We start from the raw sequence: 16,112 nt of genomic DNA on the forward strand, positions 1-16,112 counted from the left end.
CTTGACCGTGATGCCATATGGCGGTACCATTGCTGCCATATTGCAGGAGGCGGCCATGGTCACAGCCCTGATGATCGCGGAAACCCTCGGGGGCCGAAACGTGCTCCGGGAGCGTCTGGCAGACTACTCGGCCGTCGTTCGTCGGACACGAGAGGGGCTGCCCTACGCCGCCCTGTCGGCTGTCGCGAAACGTTACGGCATCCCCCTGGCCACCCTGGCCCGCGTGATCGGTCTCCCGGAACGCACCATGGCGCGCCGGAAGAAGGAGCGACGACTCAGAGCGGATGAGTCGGACCGGCTGCTCCGCGTGGCGCGCGTGGCCACGTCGGCCGAGGACATACTGGGAGCCCAGGCCAAGGCGGGGCGGTGGCTGCAGAATCCCAACCGGGCCCTCGGCGGCGCGATGCCCCTCGACCTGCTGGACACTGACCTCGGCGCCGAGGAGGTCGTGACGATCCTCGGTCGCATCGAGTACGGCGTCTACAGCTGATCCGGGTCTGGCGCCTCACGCAGTCTCGGCACGCCGCCTTCGACGGAGAAGGCGCACGGCTCTTCGGCGGGCGCTGGAACCATCGCGGAACCCCTCTCGTCTACACGTCGTCCGCGCTGTCCCTTGCCGCCATGGAATTGCTCGTGCACGTGGATGACGAGGATCTCGCGGAGAACTACGTGGCTCTGGCCGCGGACATTCCGGATTCCGTGGAGATCACGCGAGCTCGAGCTTCCGATCTCCCACGGGACTGGAGAACCCTTCCGCGGCCGCAGGCCCTCGCCGATCTGGGCAGCCGCTGGGCCGCCGCGCACGCGACCGCGGTACTCGCGGTGCCGTCGGCGGTCATTCTCCAGGAGCTGAACTACCTCCTCAACCCGCTCCACCGGTACTTCAAGCGCATCCGCATCGGCCGGCCCGAGCCGTTCTCCTTCGATCCGCGGCTCTGGCGGTAAGCGACTTCACCCTCTCCCCGCTCTCAGGGTTTAGGAATCTCGCAGGCCTTGGACTTCCAGACGCCACCCTCTCTCTTGCAACGCTCCTCATCCGACATGCCCGCGCATGCCACCATGCCGATAGCGACGATCATCAGGGTGACGGCGATCCAGGATCTCTTCCTCATGGCGCCCTCCGGTGAAATGCCCACGGCTCAGGTTAGTCTCCGCCGGCGTGGCCGGTCAATGTTGGGCATTCCTCTGACGACACTTGTCACATGTCGGCGGGAGCCGCTCGCGTGCCATTCGGCGGGTCCGTAGTCGCGGCCACTTACCGCGCCTGAGCGGTGGCACCCCCCTTGCTCCCCGCAATGGCATGAGAAAATTTCGCGTCGCCGTCAGGCTGCTGGTCCTGGTCCTCGCACTGCTCATGCTCCACTCGGCGGCGCAGGGGCAGACGGGCCGTTCCGCCCAGGTCTATCAGATGGCCGGCACGTGCTCGGTCGAGGTGAGGCCGGATGTCGCCGTGATCGTCGGGGGCGTCGCCGCGGGCGCGCTCCAGCCCATCGAGGCCGTCGACAAGCTCGAGAAGCAGCTCGCGCTCCTTCGCGGCTATCTGGACAGCAATCGCGGCCAGCTCCAGCTCCTCGAGCGTGTGCGGACCCTGAGAACTTCCCCGGCGCGCCGCCCCCTGGATGCGGAGCCGCCCTTCCAGGTGGTGCAGCGGCTGCGCGCGGAGCTTCCCGTCAACGCGCCCATCGATCAGATCCTTCAGCGACTGATCGAGCTGGGGCTCGACCGCTTCGGCGATGACGTCCTGAACACGGGTGGCTCCCGGCGCGAGCCGGTGGTGCGCTCATTCGCGACCTGGATGCGAAGCTCAACGACCTCCAGCAGAGCTGCGCCACGGCCGCCTGGAAGGCCTGGTGCCTGACCACTCCCGACGCCGCGGGAATCTGCGCGGGCGACAAGCCGCCCGCCGAGCTCCAGGTGCAGAACTTCAACGTGCAGTCGGAGGAAAAAGTCCTCCGTCCCGACGGGGGCGTCAACTACTGGCGATTCAATGTCTCGCGCGGCCAGCGCTCCGGGGAGCGGCCCGAGCTGCTCGGCAACGTCTCCCTTCGCCTCACCGGAAATATCTACGCGGTCTACCGCCGCGAGCCCACCCTCTAGATAGCTCCGAGGGGGGCTCCGCCCCCCTTCCGAAGCCTCCCCCCGGACGGCGTGCGAGCCGCAGGACGTCGTGGGGCTGGGGCCCCACCGTCCGAGGCGAGCAATCTGAGAACTGCGCCGGCGGAGCCGGCGCTCGAAGCGGAACATCCTGCTCGCGAGACCATAAGCAGTATTTGAACAAACCCTACAGACCTCTCGGAGCAGGTCTCAGGATCGAGGTTCGAGCGCCAGCTTCGCCGGCGCAACCTGGGGGGAGGTTCGGAAGGGGGCAAAGCCCCCCTCCGAGGTCTCTAGCGGCGAAGCTCGGCGATGGCGCGCAGGGGCGTGCCATCCTTGCGTGTGATGGCGCGGCGGGTGGGCCTGGTCTGATTGCCGAAGGTGGGCTGCCAGCAGGAGTGCTTGCCCGCGCCGCCCACCACGATCACCGACAGATCATCAGCCGACTTCACGATGGGGAGCATGGTGTCGGGGGCGGCGGGCATCTTGCGGCTCTCCACGTGGTGACGCTGGTACTCCTCGCCGAGCCGCGCCAGGGGAAAGCGCGCGTGCTCGAAGACGAACTCCTTCACCTGCTGCTTGCCGTAGCCGTCGCGCGCGATGGTGGCGGCATGCTCGGGCCCGAGAGAGAGCAACGGATGGCCGGCCGCGAGCAGATTGTTGCTCCCGGCCTGTCCCATGGCCCCGGCAATGATCTTGAGGATGCCCAGGCCCGTGTAGCTGTAGTGGTCCTGGATATTGTGCGGCCCCTCGCAGCCGATGGTGGTCACCGTGCTGACGTCGGCGGGAAAGCCGTGCTCGACGTGAAGCGGCTCCCAGGGATTCTCCGCCTCGTTCTCGGCGATGCAGTAGGCCATCTTGGCCGGGCTGCCCTGGGTGGCGCGGTCTCCTGTCCCGGGCAGCCCGCCCCCGACATTCATCAGGAGCAGCCGCACGGAGCGGCCAATGGTCATGTTGGCGCGGAAACCCTGGCCGAAGGCGTTGTAGCCGGCATTGATCTCGAGCTCGCGCGCGATGGGACCGTTGACGATCATGAGCGGGGCCACCGGATGTGTGGTGGCCTGGATGGAGTCGAGGTTGAAATCGGGATCGGCGAGGGCCTCGACCGCCGTGATGATCACGGGCAGATATTCGGGCTTGGCGCCGGCCATGACCGCGTTGATGGCGATCCGCTCCACGGTCGCCTCGCCCTGTCGCGGGGGGAGCACGGCCACCACCTCGCGCGGATCGCGATCGGTCCAGCGCAGAAACTCGCGCACGGCGTCGTCCGTGGGCGGAACAATGGGCAGCCCGTCGGTCCAGCCGCGCTCCTGGTAGAGGCGGTTGATGGCCGTATAGGAGCCGTCCAGCCGGAAGGTCTTGGCCGCCGGGCCGGCCGTGCTCATGACCGGGTGACGGCGTTCACCACGGCCTCGATGGCCAGATCGGCCTTTTTCACCACCTCTTCCTCGTGAATGCCGCCCAGCGGATGGGGAATGAGGGCCAGGGGCAGCTCAGCCAGTCCGCGATTCCTCGCTTCGAGCGTGGCAAGCGACTCGAACTCCTTGGTGCCCATGACGACGGTGGGAATGCCGTGCTGCTCCAGCACGATGGCGCCGTGGATACTCCACGACGTGCACGACCCTCAGTCGGCGCTCCCGACGAGGACGAAGTCGCACGTCGTCAGGTCGGCGAGGATGGACGGCGAGGGCGGGCCCGCGATGCCCTTCTCGCGCTTGATGACGTCCCGCACCCCGTAGCGCTCCTTCAAGCGCTCCACCACGGCCAGCATCAGGGTGCCGGCATTGGCCTTGCTGTTGTCGAGAATGCCCGCGCGCTTGCCTTGAAGGCTGGCCAGGCGCGGGGCCAGGCCCGTGGCCAGGATCCTGGGATCGGCCGTCGGGTCGTAGAGCAGGTCGCCGCTGTCGCTCATGGATTGCCCTCCTCTCTCCGGATCTCACATCACCTGCACGTGGCGTAGTCTACCTCCGCGGCTGATGTCGCGGGGCGCCCAAATGCGCGTGGTTCGACATTGTGAATAGGTTGACGATGTGGCGCGCGGGGACTAGGCTCACATCGTTTCCGACTCGCGACGCTCAGGGTCGACCACCCGAAGGAGGCCCCACGACGTGCACGATCTCGTCATAGACAATGCGCGCATCGTCGATGGCCTGGGCTCCCCGGCGCGCGAGGGAAGCGTCGCGGTTGCCGGCGGCCGCATCGTCGCCATCGGGCGCGGCCTGGGCCCGTCCCGGCAGACGGTGAACGCGCAGGGGCTCTGCCTGGCCCCGGGCATCGTGGACATCCATACGCACTATGACGCCCAGCTGACCTGGGATCCCTTCGCCACGCCGTCGACCTCGCTCGGCGTGACCACGGTGGTCATCGGCAATTGCGGCTTCACCATCGCCCCGTGCCGGCCTCAGAACCGCGACCTGATCATGCGCAATCTCACCCACGTGGAGGGCATGTCGCTCGACGCCATGCGCGCGGGCATTCAGTGGGACTTCGAGAGCTATCCGGAATATCTCGGCGCCATGGAGCGTCGCGGTGTCGTGCCGAACGTGGCCTCCTTCGTTGGGCATTCCTCGGTGCGCACGTATGTCCTGGGCGAAGAGGCGGCCCGCCGCCCCGCCACGGACGCCGAGATCGCCGAGATGAAGCGCATCGTGCTCGAGGCGGTGAAGGCGGGGGCCATCGGCTTCGCCACCTCCACCCTGGAGCAACACAATGGCGAGAACGGCATTCCCATGCCCTCGCGGCTGGCCGACGAGAAAGAGATGCTCGCCCTCACGGGAGCGCTGGGCGAGGCCGGGCGGGGCATCTTCATGCTGACCAAGGGCATGACCTCGACCATTCCGTGGCTCGAGAAGATCGCGGGGCACAATGGCCGGCCCGTGATGATCGCGGCCATGTTCGTGGATCCGGGCGATCCCGGCCGCGTCTTCAAGGAGCTGGGCGAGATCGAGCAGGCGCGCTCGCGCGGCCGCGAGCTCTGGGCGCAGGTAGGTTGCTTCCCGCTCGGCATGGAGTTCACGCTGCGCCACCCGTATCCGCTGGAGGCCCTCATGGCGTGGCGGCCCGCCCTGACCGCGCCCGACGAGGTGCGCTACCGGCAGGTGCTGGCCGACCCGGGCTTTCGCCGCGCCCTGACCAAGGAGATGGGCGAGCCCGGCGTGCCGAATCGCATCAGCAATGCGAACTGGGATTACCTGACCATCGCCGAGGTGAAGAAGCCCGCGCTCCGGCCTCTCGAGGGCAAGACCATCGGCGAGCTGGCCAGAGAGCAGAAGCGAGAGCCCTTCGATGTCTTTCTCGATTTCGGGCTGGCCGATGACCTCGACACCATGTTCGACTGCCGGCTCTTCAACACGGATGAAAAGAAGGTCTCCGAGCTCCTGCGCCACCCGTGCGCGGCCGTGGCCCTCTCGGATGCGGGCGCCCACCTCTCCTTCCTGTGCGACGCGGGCTTCGGCCTCCATCTCTTCGGGCACTGGGTGCGCGAGCGCGGCGACCTGACGCTCGAGCAGGCGGTGCGCGCGGTCACGAGCACGGTGGCCGACGCCTACCGCATCAAGGACCGCGGCCGGGTCGTGCCGGGGGCCTGGGCGGATCTGATCCTTTTCGATCCCGCCCGGGTCGGGCGAGGCGAGAAGCGCCGGGTGAATGATTTGCCCACGGGCGCCTCGCGCCTGGACACGCCGGCCGTCGGCCTCCACGGCGTCTGGGTCAATGGCGCGCGCACGGCGGACGAGGGCGGCGTCATCGCCGACTGTGGCCGGCCGGGGCGCGTGCTACGGGAGTTCGGGGCGTAGGCGCGCGCCGTCGCGGACCCCGTGATCCGCTAGAGGACCGGCACTGACCGCCATCCTGCTGCTCTACTCCGCCACCATGTTCGTGGGGGCGACGCTCCTCTTCGTCGTCCAGCCCATGGTGGGCAAGATGGTCCTCCCGCTCCTCGGCGGCACCCCGGCCGTGTGGAGCACGTGCATGGTCTTCTTCCAGGCCGCGCTCCTGGCCGGGTATGCGTATGCGCACGCGAGCACGGCGTGGCTCGGCGCCTCTCCCCGTCAGGCCCTGCTCCATCTGGGCATCCTCGCCATACCCTTGGCCGTCCTGCCCCTGGCCGTGAATCCGCACTTCTTGCACGGCGGCGAGGCGAACCCGGTGCTGGATGTGCTGCTGCTCCTCTCCGTGTCGGTCGGGCTGCCCTTCTTCGTGGTCAGCGCCACCGCGCCCCTGCTCCAGAAGTGGTTCAGCCACACGGGACATCCGGCGGCCCACGATCCGTATTTCCTCTATGCCGCGAGCAATCTCGGCAGCATGCTGGCCCTCCTGGGCTATCCAACCCTGATCGAGCCGCGGCTGCATCTGCGAGGCGAGGGCTGGATGACGCAGACGCGGCTGTGGAGTCTCGGTTACCTCTCGCTCGCCGTCCTGATCGCGCTCTGCGCGTTCGTGCTCTGGCGACGCGTGGTGACAGCCGCGCCCGTCGAACCATGGGAGGCGCCGGAGCCATCGGATCAGGCCGTCTCGCTCGTCCATGAGCCGCCGGGCCTGGCCCTCCGGCTGCGCTGGATCATTCTCGCCTTCGTGCCCTCGAGCCTCTTGATCGGCGCCACCACCTACATCACGACGGATCTGGCCGCCGTGCCTCTGCTGTGGGTCTTGCCGCTTGCCGTCTATCTGCTGAGCTTCATCCTGACCTTCGGCCACTGGCCCGACCGGCTCCATCGCCTGGTCACCACGGCCACCCTCCCCGTCATCCTGGTCGTCCTCTTTCTCATGATCTCGGCTTTCAAGCAGCGCATCTGGATCACCATGCTCTGGCATTTCCTGCTGCTCTTGCTCGTCGCCCTCGCCTGCCACGGTGAGCTGGCCCGCCGCCGGCCGGCTTCCAGACACCTGACCGAGTTCTATCTCCTGCTCTCCGTGGGCGGGGTGCTGGGCGGCCTCTTCAACGCGCTCATCGCCCCTGTCGTCTTCAGGTCGCTCGTGGAGTACCCGCTGATGATGGTGCTGGCCGCCGTGCTCGTGAGCGCGCGCGGGCACGCCTCCGGCAGACCTCTTTGGGCAGACCTGGGTCTGGCCCTCGCCGTGGTCGCCCTGGGGCTCGTCCTCTATTCGGACTCGCTCAGCGTGCGGATCGATTTCGAGTTTCTCTCCGGTCTGCTCAAGATCCCGTCTGACGCGGCCGTGGAGTGGCTGACCCCGATCCGGCGGGCCATGAACAAGCTCCTGATGTATGGACTTCCGCTCGCCGGAGCCTTCTTCCTCCGACGGCGCCCCTGGGTCATGGGCCTTGCCCTGGGCGGCCTGCTCCTCGTGGCAGGCTACATCGATGCGCGGCGGGACGACCAGATCCGCCTGGCCCGGAGCTTCTTCGGCGTGCTCCAGGTCTCCCGCGACGAGAGCTACACCGAGCTGCACCACGGCACCACGCTGCACGGCCGCCAGAGCCGTGATCCCGCGCGGCGAGCCGAGCCGCTCTCGTACTACTCGCGGGAAGGGCCCGTGGGAAGGCTCTTCGCCGAGCTCGATCAGCGCACCATCGTGCGGCGCATGGCTGTCATCGGCCTGGGGACGGGGACGCTGGCCGCCTATGCGCGGCCCGGGGATGCCGTCACCTTCTACGAGATCGATCCGCTGGTCCGCGACATCGCCTTCGATCGCCGGTATTTCACTTACGTGTCGGACGCGGAGGCCCGGGGCGTCTCCATCCGCACGGAGCTGGGCGATGCCCGCATTCGCCTCGACGCCGTACGCAAGGAGCGGCCCGGCGAGCGCTACGACCTGATCGTGGTCGATGCCTTCAGCTCGGACGCCATTCCCGTGCATCTGCTCACGCGCGAGGCCCTGCGCCTCTATTTCGACATGCTCAACGTGGGCGGCCTGCTCGCGCTGCATCTCTCGAACCGCTATCTCGCCCTCGAGCCGGTGGTGGCCAACCTCGCCGAGGAGGCGCAGCTGGGCGGGCAGCTGATCTGGTCGGACGAGTCGCCGCCGACCGACGGCGCCACCAGCTCGACCTGGGCGGTGCTGGCCCGGACGCGGGCGGCCCTCGGGAACATGGCCCGCGACGAGAAGTGGAATGCCACCAAGCTCGAGGGCAATCCACGCGTCGGCCTCTGGACGGATGACTTCCACAACTTGCTGAGGGTATTTTCCTGGTGAGGCAGGCATGCCGACGCCGGAGCGCCCACCGTGGGGCGGTCCGGCGTCGGGTTCAGCGGGACGGGACTGTGGGAATCTCGCTATTGATTGTCAGCCGTGGGCCGCACGGCCTGCACCTGGACGGCGACCGCGCGCTTCCCTTGCGGCTCGACCTCGATGGTGACGTAGTCGCCCGCGCGAAGATCGGAGGGCTCGAGCGCGCGCTCCGTGAACGCAAACGGCCACCCAAGGCTTCCGTCCGGCGTCCGCTCCGCCAGCGCAACCCTCGTGCCCGGCGTGATCTGGAAGACGCGACGGGCGGGAGCCGTACTCGGACCACGCCAGGGTCCCATCTCTTCGATGGTGATGGTGCGCTGATCGGCGGCCACGATGACGCCGGAATGCTTTTCGCTGCTCGCCGCCCATATGGGCGACGCCGTCAAAAGCAGACCGAGGGCAAAGCCAACGCTGGAATATCGCATCATTGTCCTCCTCGTGGTTCGGACTACGCCAGATCTGTGCTCACCCAGTCCAGCATCGGATGTGCCAGTCTGTCGGCCGGTCCCCCTTTACCGATTTCCGAGACGCCGCTGACCCGAAATGACGGGATCAGAGCGCGGAATCGGTCGTCTTCGCCCGGGAAGTGGGCGCGAGCTCAAATCGAGTGTGAGACACCGAGTAAGAACTGCTCGGGAAGGATTTCCCTCGGACTGACGCAACTACCTTGGCGCGGTTACACCCGCAGGGCTGACCATCGACGTCGTCTCGCGAGCGGAGCCGTACCGCTTTCCGCTACCGGGAGCGCCGCCGCCTGGAGGCCTCTGCTGCGCCGGAGGGCCCGTGGGTGCCGGGGCAATCGCGGCAGGGGCAGGGCTCGGCGGAGCCGCCACGCTCGGGGGCCGGACAGCTCCGCTCGGAGCGCTCACCGGCGGTGGCGGGGTACGAACCGCAGGGCTCGGCGGGGCAATGACCTGATGGCCTTCACGCTGATGGCCTTCACGGCCGCGGTCGCCATGGGTCCGAGCATCGCCACCGCCTCTCACACCCTGAGGCATGCCGGGCTCCCGTCGCTGTTCCGGCGCCGGAGGCGCGCTCTCCACGCGTGGCGCGCTCACCGGCTGACCCCGGCCGGCCTCGGGTCGCGGCGGTGCCTGCACACCTGGTCGCGGTGGGTCGGCCGGAGGCTGCGCTCGTCCGTGGCGCACGCGGTCGACCCAATCGGGCTGCGCTCGGTCGTGATCAGTCCGGCTCGACTGAGCCCGTGGGGGCTCCACGCGGCCGGGCTCGATCCGCGCTTGAGGGACCTGGACCTGATCCGCACGAGCCGGCTCCCCTCGGCCCCGGAAGGGCTCACGCGATGCCCGGTCGGGCGGGCGTGGCCAGCCGACACGCTCCTGCGGTATGGCCGCGTCGCGGTATGCCACGCCTCTCCGGTGTAGCGCATTGTGCTCCCATGCGAATCGGTCGCCCTCGACGCGCACGGCCCGGACCCGCGCCAGCTCGCCACGCCGCGCTTCGACGTTCACCACCTCGGTGAAGCGATGGTATCGGGGTGCATCGATGACCACGACGTGGCGATGCCAGTGGCAAATCGCCCACAGCCCGAACCCCACGAAGATGGGAGGGCCGAACGAGACGAAAACCCTGCCCACTGGCCAGCCTGCCGGGTAGTAGTAGTAGGGGGGATAGGCCGGATAGGGCCAGGGGCCATAGACCACGACAGGGTTGTAGACCGGCACGTAGACGATCTCGGGATTCACCGGCACGATCTGGATGAGGGGCTGGGGAGCCTGCTCCACGACGACGGTTTGCTGCGGCGTGCTGGCGAGCGTGCCCTGAGCCTGCGCCCGCGCGCGGAGCCGCTGGACGGCATCCATCAGCTCGCGCGGCTGGCCCAGGAAGGCGTCGCCGAGCTTCTGGGTCCAGTCGAGCCTGTCGTTCATCATGGCGAGCACCTGCGGGAAGAGGGCCAGCGATTTCACGCTGTCATCCCACGACCGCGCCCTGAGCGCGTCATTGAGCGGGCCACCCTGAAGCGTGGGGTTGGCCTGGATGAAGCGCGCCGCTTGAACAACCTCGAGCGGATAGGTTGCCGCCATCAGCACCTGCCCGAGCAGTGGGTCCGGATAGAGGGCAATCGGGGCGGCGATCTGCTCCAGCTGCTCGGGAAAGAAGAGCGCCGGTGGCGCGGACGGCGGTGGAGGCGGGATGGGGGACGGCACCTGGGCGAGGAGCGAGGCGGGCAAGGCCATGAGTAGAGCCAGCACACCCGACAGAGCTTGCTTCCAGAGTCTCATCGCGCTTCAAGACCTCCTGCGTTCGCCGCCAACCCGCCTACCACAACGCGTCAAGGAGGTCCAGGTCAGGAGCGCCCTCGCCGCCCCGGACAAGACTCCCATGGCGGTGGTACGATAGGCGCCGGCATCCACCCCCAAGATTCCAAGGAGCCCCGATCGTGAGAGCCAAAGACCGCATCAGCGGTGTCCTCTCCCCCGTGGTCACGCCGTTCAAGCCTGATCTTTCTACCGACCCGGAGCGCTTCGTCCGGCAATGCCGCTGGCTCCTGACTCAGGATGTAGGACTGGCGGTGTTCGGAACTAATTCAGAGGCCAATTCACTTTCCACCGAGGAGAAGATCGAGCTTCTGGACCGGCTGGTGGGGGCGGGGCTCGACCCCGCCCGCATGATGCCCGGCACGGGCTGCTGCGCCCTCCCCGATTCGGTCCGGCTCTCCGCGCATGCCATGAAGCTCGGCTGCGGCGGGGTCCTCATGCTGCCGCCCTTCTACTACAAGGGCGTCAGCGACGACGGGCTCTTCAAGAGCTTCGCGGAAGTGATCGAGCGCGTGGGGGACCAGCGGCTGCGCATTTACCTCTACCATATCCCGCCCGTGTCCCAGGTGCCCATCACGGTGGGGCTCATCGAGCGGCTGCTCAAGGCCTATCCGGGCATCGTGGCGGGTGCCAAGGACAGCTCGGGCGACTGGAACAATACCCAGGCCTACCTGGCTAACTTCGCCAGCCAGGGCTTCGACGTCTTCGCGGGGAGCGAGACCTTCTTGCTGCAGAACATGCGCAATGGCGGAGCCGGGTGCATCAGCGCCACCGCCAACGTCAACCCCGGGCCCATCGCCAAGCTCTTCGCCACCTGGAAAGAGGCCGACGCCGATCAGCAGCAGGCCAGGCTCGATCAGATCCGCGGCATCGTCTCCCGCTATCCCATGATCCCGGCCCTCAAGGCCACCATCGCGCACCATGGCGGGGATCAGTCATGGGCGACGGTGCGGCCGCCGCTGGTCGCCCTCACGCCCGAGCAAAGGGCTTCCCTGGTCAAGGAGCTCGACGGGGCCGGCTTCACCATGCCGGGTCTCAAGGACGCAGGATCGAAGCGCTAGGCGTGCTGTAAATTGACCCGGGCACCCGCGATGCAGAGGCATATACTGAATTCAGGCGAGGCGGCGGGCAGGCTCGGCGAACCGGGCGTGCCCCCGGTCGCCCGGAGTTTCAGATCCAGACCGACGCGCTGAAGCGAGCCTGGCGCGAAGGAGAGCAGCCATGAAAAAGGCCCTGGCGATTCTGGGATTGCTGGCGATTCTGACGGCCCTCGTCCCGATGGCCGCGGAGGCCAACGGACGCGGTCACCGCGGCTTCCACCGTGGCGGACGAGTGTTCGTAGGGATCGGAGTGGGCTTCCCCTGTTGCGGGTTCTACCCCTGGCCGTACTACTACCCGACTTACTATCCTGCGCCGGTGGTCTACACCGCTCCGGAGGCCAGCTACACGGCTCCGGCAGCCACGTACACGCAGCAGGCGCCCCAGGTCGATCGCGAGGTCATTTTCCCCGAAGGCCGCTATATCCTCCAGGGCGACGGCGTGACGACGGCCTACAAGTGGGTATGGGTGCCGAACCCCCCGGCCCCGCCCACCGCGCCGCCGACGGCAACGCCGCAGCCGCGCTAGTCGACTTTCGGATGGCGTGTGTGCCAGTCGGTGAGCGACTGGTACGCGCGGGCGGCGGCCAGGACGCGGTTCTCCTCCCACGCGCGACCCATGAACTGAAGGCTCGTCGGTAGCCCGCGCGCGCCCACCCCATTCGGCACGCAGACCGCGGGCAGCCCGGCCCCATTGCCCACGGCGCCCATCACGTCCTTGGCGGTGGCGCGAATGGCGCTCCGGAATTCTTGCCCCAGCCGTGGCGCCTCATTGATCCGGCCCGGGGACACCAGAGCGTCGTACGGACTGATCACGCGGTCGATCTCGCGCGCCATCACGCCGCGCAGGCGCACGGCCTTGAGGTAGTCGTGGGCGAGGATGGCCTCGCGGGCATAGGGCGTGAAGCGATCCTCGGGCGCCGTCAGCTCCGCGATGCCCCCGCTTTCGATGAGGTCCTCGAAGGCGCTGATGGCCTCGACCTGGAGAATGGTGCGTGTGATCTGCTCGTAGGGCAGATCGGGCAGCGCCACCTCCTCCACCGTGCCGATCTTCCCGAGCTCGTCGAGCGAGCGGCGGAAGTTCGCGATGACGGCCTCCTCGCAGCCGTCAGTGACGCCGGGGATCACCCCGAAGCGAAAGCCTCTCCCATCGGCCACCTCGTATCGATATGGACGCTCGCTCGCCGTGGGGTCGGCGGGATCCGCGCCGGCGATGGCCTCGAGGACGAGCCCGCAGTCATCCGCGGTGAGAGCGAGCGGCCCCAGCTTGTCGAGCGTCCAGCACAACGCCATGGCGCCGCGCCGACTGACCCGGCCATAGGTGGGGCGCAGCCCCGCGAGACCGCAATAGCCCGCGGGCGAGAGGATGGAGCCCCACGTTTCCGAGCCGATGGCGAAGGGCACCAATCCTGCCGCCACCGCGGCCCCGGACCCGCTTGACGATCCGCCGGTCCAGGCATCCGCGTCCCATGGATTGATACACGGTCCCGTGAAGGACGCCGTGGGCTGGCGATAGCCCATACCCCCCGCCAGCTCGATCATGGCGAGCTTGGCGCAGAGTACGGCCCCCGCCTCTTCGAGCTTGAGGATGACGGTGGCGTCGAAGTCGAAGCGCTGCTCGCGATAGGGCGCGGCGCCCCACGTCGTCGGCGTGCCCGCGGTGGCCAGGAGATCCTTGGCGCCATAGGGAATGCCGTGGAGGGGTCCGCGGTAGCGCCCCGCCGCGATCTCGCCCTCCGCGCGCCGCGCCTGGCTGAGCGCCCTCTCGCGGGTGACGGTGACCACGGCGTTGTATTTCGGGCCGAGGCGCTCGAGGCGATCGAGGCACAGCTCGGTCAGCGCCACGGGCGAGAGCCGGCGCGCGCGCACGAGGGCAGCAAGCTCGCGCACCGGCTTGAAGAGAAGATCGGAGCTCACGGCTGATTCACATCCCTCTCCCCTCAGGGGAGAGGGGAGGGTGAGGAGTGGGGTCACCCCGGTAGGCCGTGAACGCCTGAAAGGGCTCGTCGGCGTTGCCGAGCCTCACCGCGCGCAGCGCGCGGGCCATCTCCACCTGTCCCTCGACCATCTTCTTGATCTCGTCGAGCTGCTCCGTGGTGAGCCGGCCGCCATAGCGATTCACGACCAGCGCGAAGAGCGTCACCGCTTCCGGATTCGGTGTCTCGGGCATGGTCACCTCAGCGCAGGCGGGGGTCGAGCGCGTCGCGCAGCCCGTCGCCCAGGAGATTGAAGCCGAGCACGGTGAGGAAGATGGCCATGCCCGGCAGCGCCGCCACGTGCGGCGCGACGTTGAGATACTGGCGGCTCGCCGACAGCATGCTCCCCCAGTCGGAGGTCGGCGGCTGGACGCCCAGGCCCAGAAAGGACAGCCCGGCCAGCGCGGTGATCATCCCGCCCACGTTGAGGGTGATGGCCACGATGAGCGGGGCCAGACAATTGCGCAGCACGTGCGTGAGGGCGAGGCGAAGCTCCGAGATCCCCAGCGCTCGCGCGCTCTCGACGTACTCTGTCTGCTTCACGGAGAGCACGGTGGCCCGCACGATGCGCCCGTAGAACGGAATGTTCACGACGGCGACGGCGACCATGCCGTTGACGAGGCCGGGGCCGAGGGCGGCGATGATGGCCACGGCGAGAAGAAAATACGGGAAGGCGAGCAGCGTGTCGATGGAACGCATGATGAGCTGGTCGACCCAGCGCCCGATGAAGCCGGCGAGGAGCCCGCACAGCGAGCCCACGAGGGCGGCCAGGGCCGTGGCGGTCAGCCCCACCACCAGGGAAATGCGCGCGCCGAAGAGGAGCCGGCTCAGGAGGTCGCGGCCGAACTCATCGGTGCCGAGCGGGTGCCCGGCCGTCAGGATCGGCGCGAGGCGCCGCGCCGTGTCGATGGCATCGGGGTCGCGCGGGGCGATCCACGGCGCCAGCGCCGCGAGCACGGCCATGACGGCGACGAGCCCCAGGCCGAAGAGGGCCGAGCTGCTCTTGCGGAACATGCGGACGAGATCACTCATAGCGGATGCGCGGATCGAAGACGGCGTAGAGGAGATCGACGACGAGGTTGACGAGCACGAAGGTCGTGGCGATGAGGAGCACGCCGCCCTGGACGAGCGGATAGTCGCGCGCCTGGATGGCGCGCACCATCATGGAGCCGAGCCCCGGCCAGGAGAAGACCGTCTCCGTCAGGATGGCCCCGCCCAGGAGAAAACCCACCTGCAGCCCCAGCACCGTGATGATGGGATTGATCGCGTTCTTGAGCACGTGCCGCGCGATGACGGCGCGCTCGGCCAGGCCCTTGGCGCGGGCCGAGCGGACGTAGTCCTGGCGGATGATCTCGAGCACGCTCGAGCGCGTGAGCCGCGCCAGCGCCGCCGCCGAGGCGGTGCCGAGGGTCACCGCGGGGAGGACCAGGTGCCAGAGCACGTCGGCCACGCCGCTGCCGTAAGGAGAGCTCATCCCGCTCGAGGGAAACCAGCGGAGCTGGAGCGCGAAGAGCAGGATGAGCATGATCCCCGTCCAGAAAACGGGCAGGCTCACGCCGGTCACGGCCACCCCCATGCTGATGCGATCGAGCCACGTGTACTGCTTGACCGCCGAGACGATGCCCGCGGCAAGACCCAGAAGGATGGCGATCAGGAGCGCGCCCCCGGTGAGGACCAGGGTGGCCTTGAAGCGCAGCAGCACCTCGGGCAGCACGGCGCGACCGAGCGGGATGGAGCGACCAAGATCGCCCTGGAGGACGTGTCCCATCCACCGCGCGTACTGGATGACCAGCGGCTGGTCGAGGCCCAGATCCCGATGGAGCCGAGCGACGTCCTCCCTGGTGGCCTGGGCGCCGAGCATGATGGCGGCGGGGTCCCCCGGGGCGAGGTGCAGGACGGCGAAGACCAGCACCGACACCCCGAAGAGCACGGGGACGGCGAGGAGCAGGCGGCGAAGGGCGTAGGCGGGAAGCCCGCCGCCTCCTACTGCAGCCACACCTGCGTCAGCACGAGATCGAAGTTCGGGTGGAGCTTGAAGCTCTGCACGCGCTTCCGGTGGATGATGATCTGCCGCCCGTGGTCGATGAAGATCCACGGCGCCTCGTCGCTGATGATGCGCTGGGCCTCCCTGTAAATGGCCGCGCGCTCGGCGTCTCCCACGGTGGTCCGCCCCTTGCGGAGCAGCTCGTCGACCCGCGCGTTCTGATAGAAGCCCGCGTTGAAGGCGGGCGGGAACCGATCCGAGGAAAGCAGCATGTAGGTGACGTGGTCGGGATCGCCGATGGACGGGTTCCACGACATCTCCGCCATGTCGGGGCCGTCGAGATACTTCTTCAAGTAGGCGCCCCACTCCATGGTCTGGATCTTGGCCTTGATGCCCACGGCCTGGAGCTGCGCCTGGATGACCGTGCCCATCTCCACGGGCTGCTGCATGCCCGAGCCCGACTCGGGGACGAGGAAGGTGACCTCGAAGCCGCCCG

The 16,112-nt window shown here is 68.3% G+C and carries 19 protein-coding genes; 8 read left to right on the forward strand and 11 right to left on the reverse strand.

Annotated features, from left to right (window positions below):
* The first annotated feature begins 55 nt into the window (after positions 1 to 55).
* Both VGT00_18300 and VGT00_18305 read left to right on the forward strand, forming a co-directional pair.
* The gene (locus VGT00_18300; protein HEV8533381.1) at positions 56 to 490 is read left to right on the forward strand and encodes an antitoxin Xre/MbcA/ParS toxin-binding domain-containing protein; all 435 of its coding nucleotides are present in this window, start codon (positions 56 to 58) and stop codon (positions 488 to 490) included.
* Entirely contained in the window at positions 490 to 945 is a 456-nt protein-coding gene (locus VGT00_18305; protein HEV8533382.1) for an RES domain-containing protein, read from the forward strand. The genes VGT00_18300 and VGT00_18305 overlap by 1 nt, the downstream gene beginning before the upstream one ends.
* Positions 946 to 968: 23 nt before the next feature.
* Here the strand turns inward: VGT00_18305 and VGT00_18310 are convergent, their stop codons facing one another.
* On the reverse strand, positions 969 to 1,112 hold the full coding sequence (locus VGT00_18310) for a hypothetical protein (protein HEV8533383.1): 144 nt from the start codon (positions 1,110 to 1,112) through the stop codon (positions 969 to 971).
* Between the two features lie 188 nt (positions 1,113 to 1,300).
* On the opposite strand from VGT00_18310, the gene VGT00_18315 reads away from it, so the two are divergent.
* Together VGT00_18315 and VGT00_18320 are read left to right on the forward strand one after the other, a co-directional pair.
* A complete protein-coding gene (locus VGT00_18315; GenBank protein ID HEV8533384.1) occupies positions 1,301 to 1,858 on the forward strand; it encodes an SIMPL domain-containing protein in 558 nt (185 codons plus the stop codon).
* A gap of 56 nt (positions 1,859 to 1,914) precedes the next feature.
* Complete coding sequence (locus VGT00_18320; GenBank protein HEV8533385.1) at positions 1,915 to 2,097, forward strand: hypothetical protein; 183 nt, start codon at positions 1,915 to 1,917, stop codon at positions 2,095 to 2,097.
* A gap of 290 nt (positions 2,098 to 2,387) precedes the next feature.
* Here the strand turns inward: VGT00_18320 and VGT00_18325 are convergent, their stop codons facing one another.
* The 3 genes from VGT00_18325 to VGT00_18335 are packed head-to-tail and all read right to left on the reverse strand — an operon-like array spanning position 2,388 to position 4,006.
* The gene (locus VGT00_18325) at positions 2,388 to 3,479 is read right to left on the reverse strand and encodes a hypothetical protein (GenBank protein HEV8533386.1); all 1,092 of its coding nucleotides are present in this window, start codon (positions 3,477 to 3,479) and stop codon (positions 2,388 to 2,390) included.
* Entirely contained in the window at positions 3,476 to 3,682 is a 207-nt protein-coding gene (locus VGT00_18330) for a hypothetical protein (GenBank protein HEV8533387.1), read from the reverse strand. Before VGT00_18330 ends, VGT00_18325 begins: the two co-directional genes overlap by 4 nt.
* A gap of 36 nt (positions 3,683 to 3,718) precedes the next feature.
* Positions 3,719 to 4,006, reverse strand: a complete 288-nt coding sequence (locus VGT00_18335; GenBank protein HEV8533388.1) for a hypothetical protein — start codon at positions 4,004 to 4,006, stop codon at positions 3,719 to 3,721.
* A 196-nt stretch (positions 4,007 to 4,202) separates the two neighbouring features.
* On the opposite strand from VGT00_18335, the gene VGT00_18340 reads away from it, so the two are divergent.
* A complete protein-coding gene (locus tag VGT00_18340; GenBank protein HEV8533389.1) occupies positions 4,203 to 5,888 on the forward strand; it encodes an amidohydrolase family protein in 1,686 nt (561 codons plus the stop codon).
* Positions 5,889 to 5,964: 76 nt separating this feature from the next.
* A complete protein-coding gene (locus VGT00_18345) occupies positions 5,965 to 8,247 on the forward strand; it encodes a fused MFS/spermidine synthase (GenBank protein HEV8533390.1) in 2,283 nt (760 codons plus the stop codon).
* Positions 8,248 to 8,327: 80 nt separating this feature from the next.
* On the opposite strand, the gene VGT00_18350 is transcribed toward VGT00_18345, so the two are convergent.
* Together VGT00_18350 and VGT00_18355 are read right to left on the reverse strand one after the other, a co-directional pair.
* A complete protein-coding gene (locus VGT00_18350) occupies positions 8,328 to 8,711 on the reverse strand; it encodes a hypothetical protein (GenBank protein HEV8533391.1) in 384 nt (127 codons plus the stop codon).
* Positions 8,712 to 8,945: 234 nt separating this feature from the next.
* A complete protein-coding gene (locus tag VGT00_18355; protein HEV8533392.1) occupies positions 8,946 to 10,523 on the reverse strand; it encodes a DUF3300 domain-containing protein in 1,578 nt (525 codons plus the stop codon).
* 158 nt (positions 10,524 to 10,681) lie between these two features.
* Between VGT00_18355 and VGT00_18360 the strand changes: the two genes are divergently transcribed.
* Positions 10,682 to 11,620: a dihydrodipicolinate synthase family protein gene (locus VGT00_18360; protein ID HEV8533393.1), complete on the forward strand. Its 939-nt coding sequence runs from the start codon at positions 10,682 to 10,684 to the stop codon at positions 11,618 to 11,620.
* A 160-nt stretch (positions 11,621 to 11,780) separates the two neighbouring features.
* A complete protein-coding gene (locus tag VGT00_18365; GenBank protein HEV8533394.1) occupies positions 11,781 to 12,185 on the forward strand; it encodes a hypothetical protein in 405 nt (134 codons plus the stop codon).
* Here the strand turns inward: VGT00_18365 and VGT00_18370 are convergent.
* From VGT00_18370 to VGT00_18390, 5 genes are all read right to left on the reverse strand, one after another.
* Positions 12,182 to 13,573 carry an amidase gene (locus VGT00_18370; GenBank protein ID HEV8533395.1) on the reverse strand — a complete coding sequence of 464 codons (1,392 nt, stop codon included), beginning with the start codon at positions 13,571 to 13,573 and terminating at the stop codon, positions 12,182 to 12,184. The two genes, VGT00_18365 and VGT00_18370, sit on opposite strands and share 4 nt — an antisense overlap.
* 7 nt (positions 13,574 to 13,580) lie before the next feature.
* Complete coding sequence (locus tag VGT00_18375; protein ID HEV8533396.1) at positions 13,581 to 13,826, reverse strand: hypothetical protein; 246 nt, start codon at positions 13,824 to 13,826, stop codon at positions 13,581 to 13,583.
* 7 nt (positions 13,827 to 13,833) lie between these two features.
* Positions 13,834 to 14,664, reverse strand: a complete 831-nt coding sequence (locus tag VGT00_18380) for an ABC transporter permease (GenBank protein HEV8533397.1) — start codon at positions 14,662 to 14,664, stop codon at positions 13,834 to 13,836.
* Positions 14,657 to 15,628 (reverse strand): ABC transporter permease, encoded by a 972-nt coding sequence (locus VGT00_18385; protein HEV8533398.1) that lies wholly within the window; start codon positions 15,626 to 15,628, stop codon positions 14,657 to 14,659. The genes VGT00_18380 and VGT00_18385 overlap by 8 nt, the downstream gene beginning before the upstream one ends.
* On the reverse strand, positions 15,616 to 16,112 hold a 497-nt coding region (locus VGT00_18390; GenBank protein ID HEV8533399.1), incomplete at its 5' end, for an ABC transporter substrate-binding protein. The genes VGT00_18390 and VGT00_18385, both read right to left, overlap by 13 nt.

Source organism: Candidatus Methylomirabilota bacterium, assembly GCA_036002485.1.
Taxonomy (GTDB): Bacteria; Methylomirabilota; Methylomirabilia; order Rokubacteriales; family CSP1-6; genus AR37.

Bases quoted from the DNA above. Each gene is read 5' to 3' on its own strand.
- VGT00_18300 (HEV8533381.1), top strand. From the start codon at position 56: ATGGTCACAGCCCTGATGATCGCGGAAACCCTCGGGGGCCGAAACGTG.
- VGT00_18310 (HEV8533383.1), bottom strand. From the start codon at position 1,112: ATGAGGAAGAGATCCTGGATCGCCGTCACCCTGATGATCGTCGCTATC.
- VGT00_18315 (HEV8533384.1), top strand. From the start codon at position 1,301: ATGAGAAAATTTCGCGTCGCCGTCAGGCTGCTGGTCCTGGTCCTCGCA.
- VGT00_18325 (HEV8533386.1), bottom strand. From the start codon at position 3,479: ATGAGCACGGCCGGCCCGGCGGCCAAGACCTTCCGGCTGGACGGCTCC.
- VGT00_18335 (HEV8533388.1), bottom strand. From the start codon at position 4,006: ATGAGCGACAGCGGCGACCTGCTCTACGACCCGACGGCCGATCCCAGG.
- VGT00_18345 (HEV8533390.1), top strand. From the start codon at position 5,965: ATGTTCGTGGGGGCGACGCTCCTCTTCGTCGTCCAGCCCATGGTGGGC.
- VGT00_18350 (HEV8533391.1), bottom strand. From the start codon at position 8,711: ATGATGCGATATTCCAGCGTTGGCTTTGCCCTCGGTCTGCTTTTGACG.
- VGT00_18355 (HEV8533392.1), bottom strand. From the start codon at position 10,523: ATGAGACTCTGGAAGCAAGCTCTGTCGGGTGTGCTGGCTCTACTCATG.
- VGT00_18365 (HEV8533394.1), top strand. From the start codon at position 11,781: ATGAAAAAGGCCCTGGCGATTCTGGGATTGCTGGCGATTCTGACGGCC.
- VGT00_18375 (HEV8533396.1), bottom strand. From the start codon at position 13,826: ATGCCCGAGACACCGAATCCGGAAGCGGTGACGCTCTTCGCGCTGGTC.
- VGT00_18380 (HEV8533397.1), bottom strand. From the start codon at position 14,664: ATGAGTGATCTCGTCCGCATGTTCCGCAAGAGCAGCTCGGCCCTCTTC.